16 protein-coding genes and 3 pseudogenes are annotated in these 15616 nt (G+C 71.6%); 8 read left to right on the top strand and 11 right to left on the bottom strand.

The genetic code is table 11. The features are described from left to right. Positions 1 to 703: 703 nt before the first annotated feature. The 5 genes and pseudogenes from ACIHAA_RS31005 to ACIHAA_RS30985 form a co-directional block, all read left to right on the top strand. Positions 704 to 994 carry a DUF1918 domain-containing protein gene (locus ACIHAA_RS31005; protein WP_399823019.1) on the top strand — a complete coding sequence of 97 codons (291 nt, stop codon included), beginning with the start codon at positions 704 to 706 and terminating at the stop codon, positions 992 to 994. Further along, positions 978 to 1853, top strand: a complete 876-nt coding sequence (locus ACIHAA_RS31000; RefSeq protein WP_399823017.1) for a universal stress protein — start codon at positions 978 to 980, stop codon at positions 1851 to 1853. Before ACIHAA_RS31005 ends, ACIHAA_RS31000 begins: the two co-directional genes overlap by 17 nt. Before the next feature lie 30 nt (positions 1854 to 1883). Further along, positions 1884 to 2873: an Acg family FMN-binding oxidoreductase gene (locus ACIHAA_RS30995; RefSeq protein ID WP_399823016.1), complete on the top strand. Its 990-nt coding sequence runs from the start codon at positions 1884 to 1886 to the stop codon at positions 2871 to 2873. 32 nt (positions 2874 to 2905) lie between these two features. Further along, positions 2906 to 3364, top strand: coding sequence for a CBS domain-containing protein (locus ACIHAA_RS30990; RefSeq protein WP_399823014.1), 459 nt, complete (start codon positions 2906 to 2908; stop codon positions 3362 to 3364). A 120-nt stretch (positions 3365 to 3484) separates the two neighbouring features. Then, positions 3485 to 3652 (top strand): annotated as a pseudogene (locus ACIHAA_RS30985) (cation-transporting P-type ATPase); the annotation flags it as partial. 126 nt (positions 3653 to 3778) lie between these two features. On the opposite strand, the gene ACIHAA_RS30980 reads toward ACIHAA_RS30985, so the two are convergent. The 8 genes and pseudogenes from ACIHAA_RS30980 to ACIHAA_RS30945 form a co-directional block, all read right to left on the bottom strand. Continuing rightward, entirely contained in the window at positions 3779 to 4222 is a 444-nt protein-coding gene (locus ACIHAA_RS30980; protein WP_399823013.1) for a universal stress protein, read from the bottom strand. 125 nt (positions 4223 to 4347) lie between these two features. Next, positions 4348 to 4641 carry a universal stress protein gene (locus ACIHAA_RS30975; protein WP_399823011.1) on the bottom strand — a complete coding sequence of 98 codons (294 nt, stop codon included), beginning with the start codon at positions 4639 to 4641 and terminating at the stop codon, positions 4348 to 4350. Next, positions 4571 to 5134, bottom strand: a complete 564-nt coding sequence (locus ACIHAA_RS30970; protein ID WP_399823009.1) for a universal stress protein — start codon at positions 5132 to 5134, stop codon at positions 4571 to 4573. The genes ACIHAA_RS30975 and ACIHAA_RS30970 overlap by 71 nt, the downstream gene beginning before the upstream one ends. A gap of 91 nt (positions 5135 to 5225) precedes the next feature. Continuing rightward, entirely contained in the window at positions 5226 to 5705 is a 480-nt protein-coding gene (locus tag ACIHAA_RS30965) for a hydrogenase maturation protease (protein WP_399823007.1), read from the bottom strand. Then, positions 5702 to 7049 (bottom strand): annotated as a pseudogene (locus tag ACIHAA_RS30960) (Ni/Fe hydrogenase subunit alpha). The gene ACIHAA_RS30965 and the pseudogene ACIHAA_RS30960 overlap by 4 nt, the downstream one beginning before the upstream one ends. A 23-nt stretch (positions 7050 to 7072) precedes the next feature. Then, entirely contained in the window at positions 7073 to 7921 is an 849-nt protein-coding gene (locus ACIHAA_RS30955; protein WP_399823005.1) for an oxidoreductase, read from the bottom strand. A 1-nt stretch (position 7922) separates the two neighbouring features. Then, positions 7923 to 8741 carry an FAD/NAD(P)-binding protein gene (locus tag ACIHAA_RS30950; RefSeq protein WP_399823004.1) on the bottom strand — a complete coding sequence of 273 codons (819 nt, stop codon included), beginning with the start codon at positions 8739 to 8741 and terminating at the stop codon, positions 7923 to 7925. Then, the gene (locus ACIHAA_RS30945) at positions 8738 to 9907 is read right to left on the bottom strand and encodes a 4Fe-4S dicluster domain-containing protein (protein ID WP_399823002.1); all 1170 of its coding nucleotides are present in this window, start codon (positions 9905 to 9907) and stop codon (positions 8738 to 8740) included. The genes ACIHAA_RS30950 and ACIHAA_RS30945 overlap by 4 nt, the downstream gene beginning before the upstream one ends. A gap of 306 nt (positions 9908 to 10213) precedes the next feature. Between ACIHAA_RS30945 and ACIHAA_RS30940 the strand changes: the two genes are divergently transcribed. Then, positions 10214 to 10480 carry an SHOCT domain-containing protein gene (locus ACIHAA_RS30940; protein ID WP_399823078.1) on the top strand — a complete coding sequence of 89 codons (267 nt, stop codon included), beginning with the start codon at positions 10214 to 10216 and terminating at the stop codon, positions 10478 to 10480. Between the two features lie 228 nt (positions 10481 to 10708). On the opposite strand, the pseudogene ACIHAA_RS30935 reads toward ACIHAA_RS30940, so the two are convergent. Both ACIHAA_RS30935 and ACIHAA_RS30930 read right to left on the bottom strand, forming a co-directional pair. Next, a pseudogene (locus ACIHAA_RS30935) lies at positions 10709 to 10916 on the bottom strand (alcohol dehydrogenase); the annotation flags it as partial. Positions 10917 to 10954: 38 nt separating this feature from the next. After that, positions 10955 to 12430, bottom strand: a complete 1476-nt coding sequence (locus ACIHAA_RS30930) for an AAA family ATPase (protein ID WP_399823074.1) — start codon at positions 12428 to 12430, stop codon at positions 10955 to 10957. 418 nt (positions 12431 to 12848) lie between these two features. Here ACIHAA_RS30930 and ACIHAA_RS30925 point away from each other — a divergent pair, with 418 nt between their 5' ends. After that, on the top strand, positions 12849 to 13667 hold the full coding sequence (locus tag ACIHAA_RS30925) for a universal stress protein (protein ID WP_399823000.1): 819 nt from the start codon (positions 12849 to 12851) through the stop codon (positions 13665 to 13667). Between the two features lie 224 nt (positions 13668 to 13891). On the opposite strand, the gene ACIHAA_RS30920 is transcribed toward ACIHAA_RS30925, so the two are convergent. Next, entirely contained in the window at positions 13892 to 14563 is a 672-nt protein-coding gene (locus tag ACIHAA_RS30920) for a CBS domain-containing protein (protein ID WP_399822998.1), read from the bottom strand. 119 nt (positions 14564 to 14682) lie between these two features. Here ACIHAA_RS30920 and ACIHAA_RS30915 point away from each other — a divergent pair, with 119 nt between their 5' ends. Next, positions 14683 to 15603: a DUF1918 domain-containing protein gene (locus ACIHAA_RS30915; RefSeq protein ID WP_399822996.1), complete on the top strand. Its 921-nt coding sequence runs from the start codon at positions 14683 to 14685 to the stop codon at positions 15601 to 15603. The last annotated feature ends 13 nt before the right edge of the window (positions 15604 to 15616 follow it).

The raw sequence follows: 15616 nt of genomic DNA, 5'->3' as shown, positions 1-15616 counted from the left end.
CACCTTCAGCCTCTTCGTCCGCGGCCTCCCACCCGGCCGGGGCTGGCGTTCTCCGGCGAGAAGGAGGCGTTCCGTGCGTTCGCGCACGCCCACCCAGGCCCCGTCACCTTCCTCGTCGACACCTACGACGCCGAGGAGGGCGTACGCATCGCCGCCCGGGTCCTGGCCGAGCTCCGGCGCGGACCCAGCTGCGCGATCCGCCTGGACAGCGGTGACCTCGACGCGCTCGCGCGCCGGTCACGCGTCTCTGATTGCCCTCGCCGGGGAAGAGCCTCCGGTTTCTGCTCAGCCGCTGTTGCGCACGGTCGTGCGCGGTGGACGGCGGCCAGGTGCCCCGGACCACTGGCAGGACGCCCGCAAGCGGTTCCGCGAGGACCTCGCTGCTCTGCCCGGCCCGGCACTCCGGATCAAGGACCCCGGACCGGCCCCGCCGGTATGGTCCGAGGCTCTTGCGCGGCTCACCGCCTCGGTGCGTGCCGACATCGAAGCCCGACTGGGCCCCAGGCGCACTCGCACCCCCGGACACAGCGATCTCCCGCTCTGTCTCCCTGTCGGCGCACACACTGACCGGTCCCCGCGCGAGCGGAGGGTCAGCAGGGCCGCCATCGGGACCATTGGCCCCTGGCAGGCCGACAGTGCCGAAGCCTTCCATGGAAGCGGCGGCGGCATCGCTCCGCGCCACCGCAGAGAGGAGGCGAGGACGATGTCTGTTCCCCCACCACTGAAGAAGAACGACCAGGCCTTCCCGACTACCGGCCCCGAGGCGACAGGCGCCTCGGCGCGCGCCCGCGTCGGCGACGAGATCGTAGTACGGGGGACCACGGCCGGAGTCATCGCGCGGGACGGCGAGATCGTCGGCCTCCACCACCCCGACGGCAGCCCGCCCTACGACGTGCGCTGGGCCGACAGCGGACGGGTGACCCTGTACTTCCCGGGTCCTGACTCCTACATCCGCCATCTGGTGAGCGGGGGCGACCATGTCCCGGACCGTTGACCGTCGGCCGATCGTGGTGGGTCTCGATCCTGAGCCCGGCCATCGGATGGCACTGGCCTGGGCGTCCGACGAGGCCGCCCGACGGCGGTCGCCGTTGCGCCTGGTCCATGCCGAGGGCGTGCCCACCAGGGGCTACCGCGGACGGGAGGTCCCACCGTCGTGGGAGGAATGGAACGAGGCGCTGCACAAAGCCGGCCAGCAGGTGCTGGAAGGGGCCGCGGTCTTCGTCGCGGCCCGGCAACCGCAGCTCGAGGTGGACGTTCTGCTCGCGGAGGGCGACCCGGTGTGGGTGCTGCGCGAGCAGAGTCGCGGCGCCGCCGCCGTCGTGCTGGGATCACGGCACCTGAGCCGCAGGCAGGAGGTCTTCGGCTCGCACCCGGTGGCCCTGCCCGTCATGGCCCATACTCGCTGTCCCGTGGTGGTCGTTCCCGAGCCGGAACACATCACCCAGGAGCCGGCGTACTTCGTCGTCGGCGTCGACGGCAGCGAACACTCCGCCGCCGCGGTCGACGTGGCGTTCGAGGAGGCGGCCCTGCGCGCCGCCGAGCTGCGGGCCCTGCTGGTCTGGGACCCCGGACCGTTCCGGATCTTCGACAAGTACGAGCCGCAGCAGGAGTGCCGACGCCTGCTCTCCGAGATCATGGCAGGCCGCCATGGCCGCTTCCCCCAGGTCGACCTGCGGCACGAAGTGGTCCTCGGGCATCCCGTCAAAGTTCTCACCGATGCGTCGGCGCATGCGCTCGGCCTCGTGGTGGGAACCCGGGGCCGTGGGGGCTTCGCCGGCATGTTGCTGGGGTCGGTCAGCCATGGCGTGCTGCACCACGCCACCTGCCCTGTCATCGCCTGTCCCGACACCTGAGTCCCAGGACCCGCACGAAGGGGAACCGCCGTGACCGCAGAACCTCTCGACGTGAACGCCGTCACCGCGCTCGTGGCGGACGCCGCCGCGGCGCCCTCGCTGCACAACGCGCAGCCCTGGACCTTCCGCTACCTGCGGGACATCGGAGTCCTCCGTCTGTACGCCGACCTGAAACGCACCCTGCCGCGCACGGACCCGGAGAATCGGGGCCTGCACCTCGGTTGCGGCGCCGCGCTGCTGAATCTGCGCGTGGCCGCCGCGGCGCTGGGCCTGGCGCCACTCGTCCGCCTGCTGCCCGACCCTGCCTACCCGGAGTTCCTCGCCGAGGTGCATCTGTGCGGCACCGGACCACCTGACGGGGCGCTCGCCCAGCTGGGCCCTGCCATCCGGCGCCGCCACTCCAGCCGGCTGCCCTTCCGGGACGAGGAAATCCCCGCCGCCGTGCGGCAGCGGCTGTACGACGCGGCCGGGGCCGAAGGCGCCCAACTGCTGTTCCCCGGCGCCTGGCACGTGCAGTCCATCCTGGAGTTGGTGCGGGACGCCGAGGGCCGGGAGGCCGCAGACCCGGAAATATGCGGGGAAACGGCACAGTGGACGCGCACGGATCCCTCGGCTGCCGCTGGGGCGGCCGACGGCATCCCCGGCGAGGCGTTCGGTCCTCGGCAACGCGGTACCTCAGTCCCGGTGCGCGACTTCGCCGTCGGCCGTCCGCTGCCCGGGCGCGGCTGGGCGCCCTTCGAGAGGCATCCGAACCTCGCCCTGCTGGGTACGGCCCGCGACGAGCCCGTGGACTGGCTGTGCGCCGGTCAGGCACTCGAGCGGGTCCTGCTCCGGGCCACCGCGGACGGGCTAGTCGCCTCGGTCACCTCCCAGCCCTTGGAGTGGCCTGAGATCCGGTGGACCGTCCGTGACCCCGTCTCGGCCATGGCACACGTCCAGATGGTGATCCGGCTGGGCTACGGCCCCGAGGGCCCCGCGAGCCCACGGCGGCCGGTGGCCGATCTGCTCGACGTCCGCTGACGCGGACCCACCGGACCGGGGAGGAGGGTCACGTGAAGGTCTCCGAGGTGATGACCGCACCTCCGGTGTGCGTCGCACCGAACGCCTCCCTGGTCGAGGTGACCCGGCGGATGGCCGAATGCGCCGTCGGTTCGGTCCTCGTGGTCGAGGACGGAACGCTGCACGGCATCGTCACCGACCGCGACCTCGCCGTGCGTGGCATGGGCGGCGGCCTGGATCCGGAGGCCCGGGTGGACGCGGTCATGTCGCCAGGTGCCGTCGAGGTAGAAGCCGACGACGATCTCGAAGTGGCCTACCGGACGTTCCGCCGCACAGGGGTCCGCCGGCTTCCGGTTCTCGACGCAGGCCGGGTGGTGGGCGTGCTGACGATCGACGACCTGTTCCTCGACGTCTTGCGGCGGCTCGGCGACCTGCTGGGACCGGTCGCCTGGGGCATCCTGCAGGAGCCGCCCGGCCCGCCTTCGCAGACCGGAGCCCCACGTGAGCCCTGATCCGGGTCGGCAGGCGACGGCCGCTCTCCGCGAGGCGGACCACCGACCGGCGTCACGACGACGGCACCACCGGATCGGCGAAACACCTCCACCTCCTCCGTCCCCGCGGTACCGGTCCCCGACGTCCTTGCCGTCTTGGGGAGTTCACCGAGCGGTCTCACGTCGGCCGAGGCAGCCACACGCCGGGACCGCCAGGGCGCCAACGAGCTGCCTGGTGTGGGCCGAGGCCAGGTGTGGCGTCGGCTGGTCGCGCAGTTCACCGACCTCTTCGCCGTGGTCCTGCTTGTCTCCTCGGCGATCACGTTCGTCGCGTACTGGCTGGGGCGGCCCCGGGACCCGGACACCCTCCGACTGGCCCTGGCGATCCTCGGCGTGGTGCTGCTGAACGCCGGCATCGGTTTCGCCGGCCTCGGGTCACTGCTTCTGGGAATGCACGATCACGACCGGGCAGCTCGCATGCTGCGACACATGCTGACTGACGGAGCCGAGAAGGGCACGCGCGAACCCGCCCCTGCCCCGGCTGCCCACCACCAGGACCTCGGCTCCTTCGGCGGCCCGCAACAGGACGTCGGCGGCGTTGCCGTGCACCACATGGGTCTGCACCGAGCCCGCAGCCTCCGCGCCGAGCACGTCGGTCAGCTCCTGGCTCATCTTCTGCCGGGTCTCCTCCTCGTCGACGTCCATGTCCACGGCAGGCCCCGACCAGCCGTACAGGCCCGGCAGCTCCCACACGGCGACCGCTTCCACGGTCCCGCCGACCAGCCCGGCGTAGCGCACGGCCCAGCGCAGGGCCTCGTACGAGGACTGCGACCCATCGACGCCGGCCACCACCCGTGGCTCCGAGACATCCGTGCCCATGCGTCCCACTCTCCTTCGGTGTCTGAGCCCACGGGGCCGGTCCGCCCCTGCTCTCCACGCTGCGGGACCCGTCGCCACACCGCCACAGTTGGGCATCCGGCGGCATGACGGGGGCGGCGGTGCCGTCAGCGCCCGTAGCGCGTGCCGGGAACAGTGGAACCGCAGGCATGCCTCGGAGCGCGCTCACTGCCGTTCGGCACGACCGCGACAGGGCACTGCGCGTGGTGCAGGAGGGTAGGACTCACCCAGCCGAGCTGGAATCCGAGGTGGCCCGTTCTGCGCCGTCCTCCGACGATCACGAGGTCCACGGCCGCCGACCGGTCCACGAGGAATTTGCCGGCCGGTCCCTCAAGGGCCGCCGGGCGGGTCCGGACATGCGGATGCTCGGCGCTCGCCGCCTTGAGAAGAGCATCGATCACAGCGGAGGCGCGCTCCTCGTACGTGTCCGCCGGTCCGCCGGGCTGCAACCGGTCGCCGCTCCTGTCGCAGGCAGGCCTGCGCCAGGCCCACGCGATCGCCCCGCACCACGACCACCGGGCAGCGTGCTCGTGCGGACACGCCAAGACCGACCGACCCGAGCAGCAGGCCCTTGAGTTCGCCACGGCCGCGCGAACCCGTCACCAGCGAGAACGCCTCGTCGCCCGCGCGCACGAGAGCGGCCACAGCGTCCTCCGGCACGATGTCGGTGGTGACCTTCACATCCGGGTTGTGCCGTTCGGCGCGATCGGCCGCCGAGGCCACGATGTGCTCGGCCAGCACCTGCTCGGAGGGCCGCCCCGGGTCCACCGAGGGAAGGCCCGCCTCGTAGCGCGCCCACAAGGACGCGTACACCAGCCTGAGCGAGACACCATGACGGGCTGCTTCGTCCACAGCCCAGCCGACCGCCAGAAGGCACGAGTCCGATCCGTCCACGCCCCCACCAGAGGAAGTGTCATCGTCCCCACCACCTTTCATGGGGCCGCCAAACACGTGCGGCATTGGGAGGTGAACGGACCATCGGCCCCTACTCCTCGTGGTTCGGTCCGTGTGCCCGCCGAACGGATGCGGCGACCCGGTCGACCAGGTCGGGGAGCGCCGACCGCACCGCTTCACTCAGGGGCGCACCGAGTTCGACGTCCGCCACCTCCACGGCGTGCACCACGAGCCTCTGCGGCAGCTGCCCGAGTACCTCCGCCAGGGCGAGGCACTCTGCGAGGCCGAGCGCATGGGTGCTCGCAGTAGCTGCTGTCCGGGAGGCCGCGTCCGCCGCCGTGAGGGTGTGCAACTCTCCGGGCCGGGCCGACTGTGCGCGGAGGGCTTCCACCACGACTACCGTGTCCGCCCCGCGCCACACATCGAGCATGCGTGCAGGTTCGCCGTCACTGACCGTGAGGACGGTTCCGTCCGGGACGCGCCCCCGCAACGCCTCCACTGCGGCCGGGCCGACGCCGTCGTCACCGCGCAGGGGATTGCCCACGCCAATCACCACGACCCGAGCGCTCATGTGTGCTCCACGGTCACGTCGAGGAAGTGGGCGGCGCAGGAGATACAGGGGTCGTGGTTGCGGATGGCCCGTTCGCACAGATGGGTGAGCTCGTCGTCGTCAGCGGCGGGCCCGGCTGTCTCCAGGCGCGCCTGGACCGCCTTGCGCACGTCCTCCTCGATCGCCGTCTGGTTCTGGGCCGTGGGCGGGATGATTCGGGCCTCGGTGATCGTGCCGTCCTCGGTGAGGGCATAGCGGTGGTACAGCAGGCCCCGGGGCGCCTCGGTGGCCCCGGTACCGGTCGCCTGGCGTGGCGGGACCTCGACGGCCGGCCGGGGGGGGTCGTTCGTATCCGCCGATGATCCGCAGGGCTTCCTCGATGGCCTGCACCACTTCCACGGCGCGTACGACGATGCTGCGGAAGGGGTTGTCACAGACGGAGCCGGTCAACGGGTCACCCAGGTCGGCGTCCCGCGCCGCCTCGGCGGCCACGGGGTGAAGCCAACGGCCGTTGATCGCGTACCGGGCCAGCGGCCCGGTCAGGTAGCGGCGGCCGTCCAGTGCGGCCGTGCGAGCCGTGGAGTGCGGTACCTGCCCTTCCTGGACGTGCTGTTCGAACTCGGCCAGAGGGAACTCGCGCAGCGCCGGGCCTTGGCCTTGAGCGGCCATGACCGCCGGTGTGCCGGAGTCGATCGCGTAGCGGCCGGGGTCGTGCAGCGCGAACAGGTCGTGGTCGCACATGGCGTCGGGGAAGTCGAACGCCGCCACCCAGCGGACGGTTTCCAGTGCGTCCTCCCGGGCCCGCCGCAGCCGTTCCGCCAGCGGACGCAGTTCCTCCGGTGCCGGTGTCCGGTAGAAGCCGCCGATCCGCACGTTGACCGGATGGATGGGGCGGCCGCCGAGCTGTTCCAGGATCGCGTTGCCGGCCTGCTTGATCCTCAGGCCCCGTTCGACGACGGCTCGCTGGTCGCGGGCGAGTTCCACGACGTCGGCGCGCCCGAGGAAGTCCGGCGCGTGCAACAGGCAGATGTGCAGGGTGTGGCTCTCGATCCACTCGCCGCAGTACAGCAGGCGCCGCAGTTCCGCGAGAGGGCCGTCCACCATGACACCACAGGCGTTCTCGATCGCCCGGCAGGCGCTCATCTGGTAGGCCACCGGGCAGATGCCGCAGATGCGGGCGGTGATGTCGGGAGGCTCGGTGTGGCCGCGGCCGGTCAGGAATGCCTCGAAGAAGCGCGGTGGTTCGTAGATGCGCAACCGCGTCTCGGCGACCGTGTCTCCCTCGACGCGCAGATGGAGGGCGGCCTCGCCTTCCACCCTGGCCAGCGCGTCCAGTCGCAGGACGCGGGTTCCGCGATCGTTCATGCGCGCCTTCCGGGCGGGGTCCGTCAGGCCGGAGGGCTGTGCTGCTCGTCGGCCGCGAGGTCGGGTACGGGGGCATACTCCGGTGACGCGGCATGGAAGGTGCGGAAGACACGCTGGATGTCCCGCTCACTCATCCCGTCGTGGTGCAGCTGCGCGATCATGGAGCGCAGATTGGGCTTGCTCGACGGTCCGAAGCAGCCGTAGCAGCCTCGTCCGTAGGCGGGGCAGATGGCGCCGCAGCCCGCGTGTGTGACCGGGCCCAGGCAGGGGGTGCCACGGGCCACGGTGATGCAGGTGGTGCCGCGCCTCTTGCACTCGAAGCAGACGCTGTGGTTCGAGATCTGGGGTGTGCGACCGGCCAGGTGGGCGTTGATGACTTCGAGAAGCTGGCGGCGGTCGATGGGGCACCCCCGCAGTTCGAAGTCGACCGGTACGTGGGCCGAGATCGGTGTCGAGGTCTCCAGGGTGGCGATGTACTCCGGCCGGGCGTAGACGGCGGCGAGGAAGTCACCGACGTCGGCGAAGTTGCGCAGTGCCTGGATGCCGCCCGCGGTGGCGCAGGCTCCGATGGTCACCAGATACCGGGAGATGCGGCGGACGTGCTGGATCCGCTCGGCGTCCTCGGCGGTGGTGATCGACCCCTCGACCAGGGACAGGTCGTACGGCCCACGGCCCTCCAGCCGCGCACGCTCCTGGTCGGTGCCCTCGGCCGGGGTCATCTCCAGGAAGTGGTCGATGCGCACGCGTTCGGTGAGGCCGAGGAGTTCGTCCTCGCAGTCGAGGAGGGTCAGCTGACAGCCGTCGCAGGAGGCGAACTTCCACACCGCGAGTGTCGGCCGGGTGCGGATGACCGGGCCGAGGTCGGTGACCATGTCACAACTCCCTCACGAGGAGCAGGTCTGCCACGCGGTCGTAGCCGACGACCGGGCCGTCCCGGCACAGCAGGAGCGGGCCGAGTTGGCAGTGGCCGCAATGGCCGGTGGCGCAGTGCATGTTGCGTTCCAAGGACACCTGGACGCGGTGCGGGACCAGTCCGCGGGTCACCAGATCGCGGGCGGTGTGCCGCATCATCACCTCGGGTCCGCACACCAGCGCGCAGGTTCGTTCGGGGCGCAGGTCGAGGCGGTCGAGGAGGGTGGTGACCACGCCCACCGCGCCCCGCCACCCCGGGCCGGGGCGGTCGACGGTCACCTCCACCCGGGCCGGGCCGCGCCAGCTCTCGATCTCGTCCTGGAAGACAAGGTCGGCAGGGGTGCGGGCACCCACCAGGACGGCGAGCCGGCCGTACTCCGCCGAACGGTCCAGGACCGTGTGCAGGGCCGGCCGCAGCGGAGCCAGCCCGATGCCGCCGGCGACCACCAGGACGTCCTGTCCGGCTGCCGCTTCGAGGTCCCAGCCGGTGCCGTACGGCCCGCTGAGGCCGACGCTGTCACCCGGGCGCAGCCGGTACAGGGCGGTCGAGACCGCGCCCACCGCGCGCACGGTGTGCACAAGGCCCCCGTGGCGGCCGCGCAGGGCACTGGCCGAGATGGGCACCTCGCCGACGCCGAACGCGTAGACCATCGCGAACTGCCCTGGGAAGAAGGGCGCGAGTGCCTCCCCGGTCGGTACCAGCTCGATCGACCGGGTGTCGGCGGTCTCGGGCCAGGTGGCGGCGACGCGATAGGGCAGCGGGGGCGGCACGGTGGTCATCCCCCCTTCGGCTCCGCTGCCGTCCAGTCGTGCAGGGCTGCCGCTTCCTCGGTGATGTCGATACCGACCGGACACCACACGATGCAGCGCCCGCAGCCCACGCAGCCGGACGAGCCGAACTGGTCGTACCAGGTGCCGAGTTTGTGGGTCATCCACTGCCGGTAGCGGCTGCGCGCGGAGGCGCGGACCGGGCCGCCGTGCAGCTGGGAGAAGTCGAGGTCGAAGCAGGAGTCCCACAACCGCCACCGCTCCGCGTGGTCACCGGTGAGGTCCGTGACGTCCTCAGTAGTGGTGCAGAAGCAGGTGGGGCACACCATGGTGCAGTTGCCGCACGTCAGGCACCGCCCGGCGACATCGTCCCAGCGGGGCGCGTCGAGCGTGCCGGCCATCAGCTCCCTCAGGTCCGCCTCGGGCATGGTCCGTCCCATGCGGTCCGCGGCAGCCGTGACGCCCGCGCGGGCCGTCTCCCGGGTTCCCGGGTCGGCCGGACGGGCGGGCAGTTCGGCAAGGATCTCCGCGCCTTCCGGGCTGCCGCTGCGAATCCAGAAGCGGTGGCCGTCCTCGTCGGCCACCTCGGTCATCACCAGGTCGTAGCCGGGACCGGCAGCGGGCCCGGTGCCCATGGAGACGCAGAAGCACGTGGCGCCGGGCTCCGTGCACTCGACCACGATCAGCAGGGCCCCGGAGCGCCGCCCCTCGTAGGTGGGATCGCGGTACGCGCCGCCGGTCAGTACCCGGTCCTGGATGGCGATGGCCCGCAGATCGCAGGGGCGCACACCCAGGAAGGCGTACCGCGGGGGCGCGGCCTGGTCGGCGGTGACCACCAGCTCCCCCTCCACCCGGTCGGCGCTCCACTCCCGCACCCGCGCCGGATGCAGGAAGGACTTCCAGGACTGGGGACCCGCCGCGTTCGCGAAGGCCGCGCCGTCCGACCGCTCCCGCAGACGGTAGCGCCCGGCCTCCAGCTCCACGCCCCATCCGTACGGCAGCTCGTCGGCCGACAGCAGCTCCGCCAGCACGATCGCTCCGTCCCGCACCGTGGGTCCGACCACCGTGAATCCGCGCCGGACCAGCACGTCCACGAGCGCGCCCATGCCGCCCTTGCCCATGACGAGCTCGTCGGACGCGGGCGGCCGGGGGGTGTTCACATCGGCGTCGGCGCTCATGACCGACCTCCTTCAGCGCAGCGGACTGCACATCGAGCCCCGCCGTCCCCACAAGCCCACGATGGCAGCATTTCCGGCACGGTGCCGCACCGGCAGAGCCACCTGGGCACGTATGCCGGGTCCTTTGGTCCCCTCTCCCCGAGCCACCACAGCGCCGGGTGGGGGGAGGCAGATCACGGCCGACGGCCACACGATGTGCCGAGCGGCCTGGGAGCGAGGCCGAACGGCCCTTGGTGACGCACCGGCCGAGGCTCACCATGACCACAAGAGACGCTGTTCGAAATCACGCAGGTGGAGGTGGCCCGGATGTACTGGTACGGCGGCTGGGCCTGGATGACGTTCATACCCCTGTTGTGGATCATACTGATCGTCCTCGGCGTGTGGGCCGTGATCCGCCTGACGCACGCCACGACCGGCGACACCTCCCATCGCCGCCACAGCTGGGCGGACGACGGGCCCCGGGAGACCCCGGAGGAGATCCTCGACCGGCGCTATGCCTCGGGAGAGATCGACACGGACGCCTATACCGAGGCCCGCGAGCACCTCGCTGCCCGTAGGACGAGGCCTCGCTGATCGGACTCTCCGGGTGCCGACGGCCGCTGGCTGTGCTGCTCGCGCTGCGGGCCGCCCCATCGATCGCCCGGCTCGCGCCGCAGGCGGCGGCTCGTCGGCGTGCCGGCGATAGGACTGGTGCCGACCAGCCACGGACGGGGCCGTTCGACCCGGTGCTGCGGCGGTGCCCCTCGCTTCCAGGCTCGACGGGGAGCAGCCCACACCTGCAACGGCCGGGTTTCGCCGGGGGCGAGCGCCGGCCGGATCCACGACGATGATCCTGCGCGGCGAGTACAGCCGCGCCAGAACCACGGCGGCGAGCGCGACGGGACCCGCGCCCACCACGACGACGGTGTCTCCCGGGCCGACGTGTCCGTTCCGCACTCCGACCTCGTGGGCGGGGCAGGAGTTCGGCGAGCAGGACCGCGTCATCCAGCGCGAGGTCGTAGGGCCGCCTCCCGCGGTGCCCCCGGGCACCATGGCCGCCCGTGCACCTCAGTCCGCCTCCATGTACGGGCGGCGGAAGACCGGGGCCTGACCGGTGCCCCACGGGTGTACCGCCGTCAGCGCCCGGGAGACGGCGGATTCCAGCGCGCCACTGGTGTCGACCGGTACGGCTTCGTGCCAGGGCGGTTCCCGCGCGGCCATGGCGCCGGCCACCTCGGGGCCGGCGTCGGAGGCGCCGGGGGCGCGCGTGACCAGGCGGGCTGCCGACACGTCGCCCGGCACATGGCAGTGCAGGGCCACCAGCTCGGCGCTGGTGCGTTCAGCCACCTGCATCGCCGCCTCGCGCTGGATGGGATCGGACCAGGTGGCGTCGAGGACGACGGACTCGCCGGAGGACAGCAGGAGGGCGGCGCGGTCGAGCAGCGCGGCGTACGTCCTGGCTGTCCACTCGGGCGTGTACAGCCCTTCGCCATAGCCGGCCGCGGCGCACTGCTCCGCCGGGATGCCCGCCAGCTCCTTGCGCATGCGGTCGCTGCTGAGCAGGGTGACCCCCAGCCGGTCGGCCAGTGCTCCGGCGAGTGTGGACTTCCCGCTGCCCGGCAGTCCGCCGACGAGCGTGAGGCCGACGGTGGAGGTGCGCAGGTGGCGCAGCGCCATGGCGGCAAGGCTCCGTGACGCTGCGTCCGCGCCGGGCGCTCCCTGGCGGCCCTGGATCACCGAGACTTTGACACGGACGAAGGCTCGGTAGGCGATGTAGTGGTGCCACAGGGAAGGGGGCGCGGGATCCGCGGAGTACTCGCTGTACCTGGCGAGGAAGTACGCCGCAGCGGCCGGGAGGCCGAGCCGTTCGAGGTCCATGGCCAGGAAGGCGGCGTCGTCCAGGCCGTCGACGTAGCGGAGACGGTCGTCGAACTCCAGGCAGTCCAGGACCCGGGGGCCGTCATCGAGGCAGAACACGTCCTCGGCGAGGAGGTCGCCGTGGCCGTCGACCACCCGCCCCTGCTCGACGCGGCTGTCGAACAGCCGCTTACGGCCGGCGAGATAGCGGTGCACCAGCCGCTCGATCTCCGTCACGTGCCCGGGCACGGCTCCCTCCGCTGCCAGCGCGTGCAGATGGGCGAAGCTCGCCTCCCATCGTGCCGACAGCGCGTCTCGCGTGCCTTGTTCGTCCACGTCGCGGCCTCGGGGCGCAGCTGCATGCCACGCCGCCAGCTGTCGGGCGACGGTCCGAAGGACGTCGTCCACGGCAACGCCTGCCCGTACGAGACGGGAGAGGCGGCGCTCCTCCGGCATGCGGCGCATGACCACGACCGGTTCAGGCGCCTCCGCATCCGGGCCACGGAACTCGCCCAAGCCCACGTAGACGTCGGGAGCGAACCGGCGGTTGAGGGTTACTTCGCGCTCGCACGCGGCCCGGCGCGCCTCGACCGTGGTGTAGTCCAGGAAACCCAGATCGACCGGCTTCTTGGCCTTGTAGGCACGATCACCGACGAAGAACAACGTCGCGGTGTGGGTCTCGCACACCCCGGCGCGCGGGGGCGCCTCGCTGTCGTGCCCGGCGGCCGACTGAAGCGCCGACGCGTCGGCCGGAGACGCGCGAAGGCTGGACTCGGTCATGAGGAACGGCGGCGACAGGGCAGCGCCCGTGGTGTGCGGCGTCCTCGTCCGTGCGTCGGCGGCCCGGCGGGCATCGGCCAGGCTCGCGGACGTGCCATGAGGCCTGCGGGGACGACTGCTGGTGGCATGGCGACGGCCTTCGTCTCGTAAGAAGCTGGAGGGGGGCGACGAGTCCGGCCGGATGCACGGACCGCGCGTCACCTGCATACCGGGCGCGAGGCGTATCTCCCCCTTTGAGGATCGCTTGTGCTTCACGGTGGCGCATGCGGGGGCCGTGGCGGAGCGGCCGGAGCCGTGGAATCCGGCACGAGAGGAGACGGGCGCGGTGACGATTCCCCTGGTGGTGGGCGTCGACGGATCCGAGGCGAGTCTGGAGGCGGTCGACTGGGCCGCCGCAGAGGCGGCCCGGCACGGGGTCACGCTCCATCTGCTGCACGCGGCGGCCGGAGAGCAGGAAGCATCCCACGTGATCAGCGCCGCCTCCGCGCGCGCCCGGAAGTGCGCTCCAGCGATCGCGTTGTCCAGCGAGGTCTCTCACGAGGACGCGGCTTCGGCTCTGGTCGACAAGGGCCGCAATGCCTTCGCGCTGGTTCTGGGGTCCAGGGGACTCGGAGACCTCGTCGGCATGCTCCTGGGCTCGGTCAGCCTCGCCGTCGCTGCACGTGCCGACTGTCCGGTCGTCGTGGTGCGCGGCTCCCCGGAGCATCGAGCCGCACGGTTCGGAAACGTGGTCGTGGGCATCGAGGACGGGGAAGGCAGCGGTACGGCCGTCGACTTCGCGTTGCGCGAGGCGCATGTACGAGGCTGCCCGCTCGTCGCGGTGCATGCCTGGAGTGCACCGTCCGGTGCTTGTACGACCCCACAGGCCCCGTCGTGGTTCCTGGAAGCCCACCGGCGCCCGCCGGCGCAGGTCCTCGACGATGCTCTGCGCCACCCCGCTGAGCGGTACCCGGACTCGGTGGTGAGCCGAAGACTCATCGAGAAACCGGCTCGCTCAGCGCTGCTGGAAGCCGCGTCGGCGGCGGATCTGTTGGTCGTCGGCGCCCGTCGACGACTTGGACACCCAGGCCTGCAGCTCGGCCTGATCAACCACGCCCTACTGCATCACGCACCGTGTCCCGTCGCCGTCGTCCCTCAGATGTGAACGCCCCACCACGAGGGGAACGGGACGCAGTCGGCTTCCAGGGCCGGTCGCCGGTGGGATGGGGACTTTCGGCCCTGTGGCCGATGCGCGCTGGAGTCTGATCGTGGAAAGACCAGGGGACCGCCCAGTGGCCCGACTGGATGCCATCCACCTGGCGTCCGGTCCAGGCATTCCTCATACGACTGGACGGCCCGCTTGAACTCCTGGGCTGGGAGCGGCCTGACTCAAGTGTCGGTGGACACCTCCCGGGCGTCCTTCCGGGAGGCGAGATTCCCGGAGACCGACACCACGCCGTCGACGCCACGGCACAACTGTTCGACCACGGGGATCAGACTCCGGTACTCGACGGTGCCGGCGAGGGTCACCCGCCCGTCGCGCACCTCCGCGCTCACGTCCCGTGGATCGAGTCCCAGGGTTCGCCGCAACAGGTCGCCGGTGATCTCCTCACGGATGGCCTCGTCACGGCGGAGGAAGACCCGCAGCAGGTCGCCGCGGCTTACGATGCCGAGGAGCCGATCCGTCTCGTCCACCACGGGCAGTCGTTTGACGTTCTGGGTCTCCATGAGGCGGGCGGCCTCGACCACGGTCCACTCCGGACGTGCGCACACCGCGGGAGCGGACATCAGTTCCTCGGCGCGGGAGCCCTCGGCCTTGGCCCGTTCCCATGCCTCCAGGTGCGGGATGGGCGTCCTGCCCGAGGGGTCGGCCTGGTCGGCGCTCTTGCGCAGCAGGTCGGCCTCGGACACCACACCCATCGGACGGTCCAGCTCGTCCACCACGGGCACAGCGGTGACGCCGTTCTCCTCCAGCAGTCTGACGAGCTCCTTGAAAGGCGTGTCACGCCGCGCCCGGACGACGTCCCGGCTCATCAGCTCATCGACCGTTCGGTGGTGCATGTCGCCTCCCGGGAACGTGCCGCCCACCTCGCGGAGACGGGGCAGCCGCCGCATCGTGCGGCGGTGTGGTCCGCGTGGCAGGTTGGATACAGCACCATTCTGAGGAGAGGGCGGCGATCATGCGAGCTCACCTCGGCGATCAACTCGTCGTCGAAAGTCCGGCGACCGGCGCAGCCAGGCGCGACGGCGAGATCGTCGGACTCCACCACGAGGACGGAACACCTCCCTACGATGTGCGCTGGTCGGACACGGACGAAGTGACGCTCGTGTTTCCCGGGCCCGACGCCCACATCCACCATCTCGAACATGAACCCTCAGGGGCCCCGCGTGAGCCGCTGCCAGACACACACGAGACGGAGAGCGTGTTCACCGCTCCGCGGTCGGCCAGAGCGGCCAATCCCGGCGACATCGGACGGCGTGTGGGGGTCGAACGCCGACGGCAGGGGCTGAGCCTGGGAGAAGCGGCACGCCGTGCCATGATGTCGCCCGACTACCTTGCCTACCTGGAAGAGCAGCCCTCTGACCCGAGTCTGGCGACTCTCTTCCGGCTGGCCGACGCACTGGGCACGACGGTTGCCGCGCTGCGTGGCGGAGGCATGGATCTTCCACCCGGTCAGGGGCACGCACTGCTGCACCCCCAGCTGCGGAGCCTAGCCCCGGAGGAGTGCCGCACCCTGCTGTCCACGCACGGCGTCGGGCGCGTCGCGATGTCGGCATCCGACGGCCGCCCGGTGGTCGTCCCGGTCAACTACGAGATGGTCGACGACGCCATCGTCTTCCGGACCGCGCCCGACTCCGTGGCGGCCGCGGCGGCGGGGACGGAGGTCGCCTTCGAGGTCGACCACGTGGACGACGCCATGAGCCAGGGCTGGAGCGTGCTCGCCGTCGGCCCCGCGAGCGTGGTGACGGAGCCGGAGGCCGTGCGCAAGCTCACCCAGCAAGCGCACACCACCCCCTGGGCCGGCGGTGAGCGCGAGACGTGGATGTCGATCCGGCCCACAAACCTGACGGGCCGTCGGATCACTCCGGCTGATCAGTAGACGGCCACCCAGG

Source organism: Streptomyces sp. NPDC052040 (genome assembly GCF_044548405.1).
In the GTDB taxonomy this organism is placed as follows: domain Bacteria; phylum Actinomycetota; class Actinomycetes; order Streptomycetales; family Streptomycetaceae; genus Streptomyces.
This window is presented reverse-complemented; position numbering and strand designations above follow the sequence as displayed.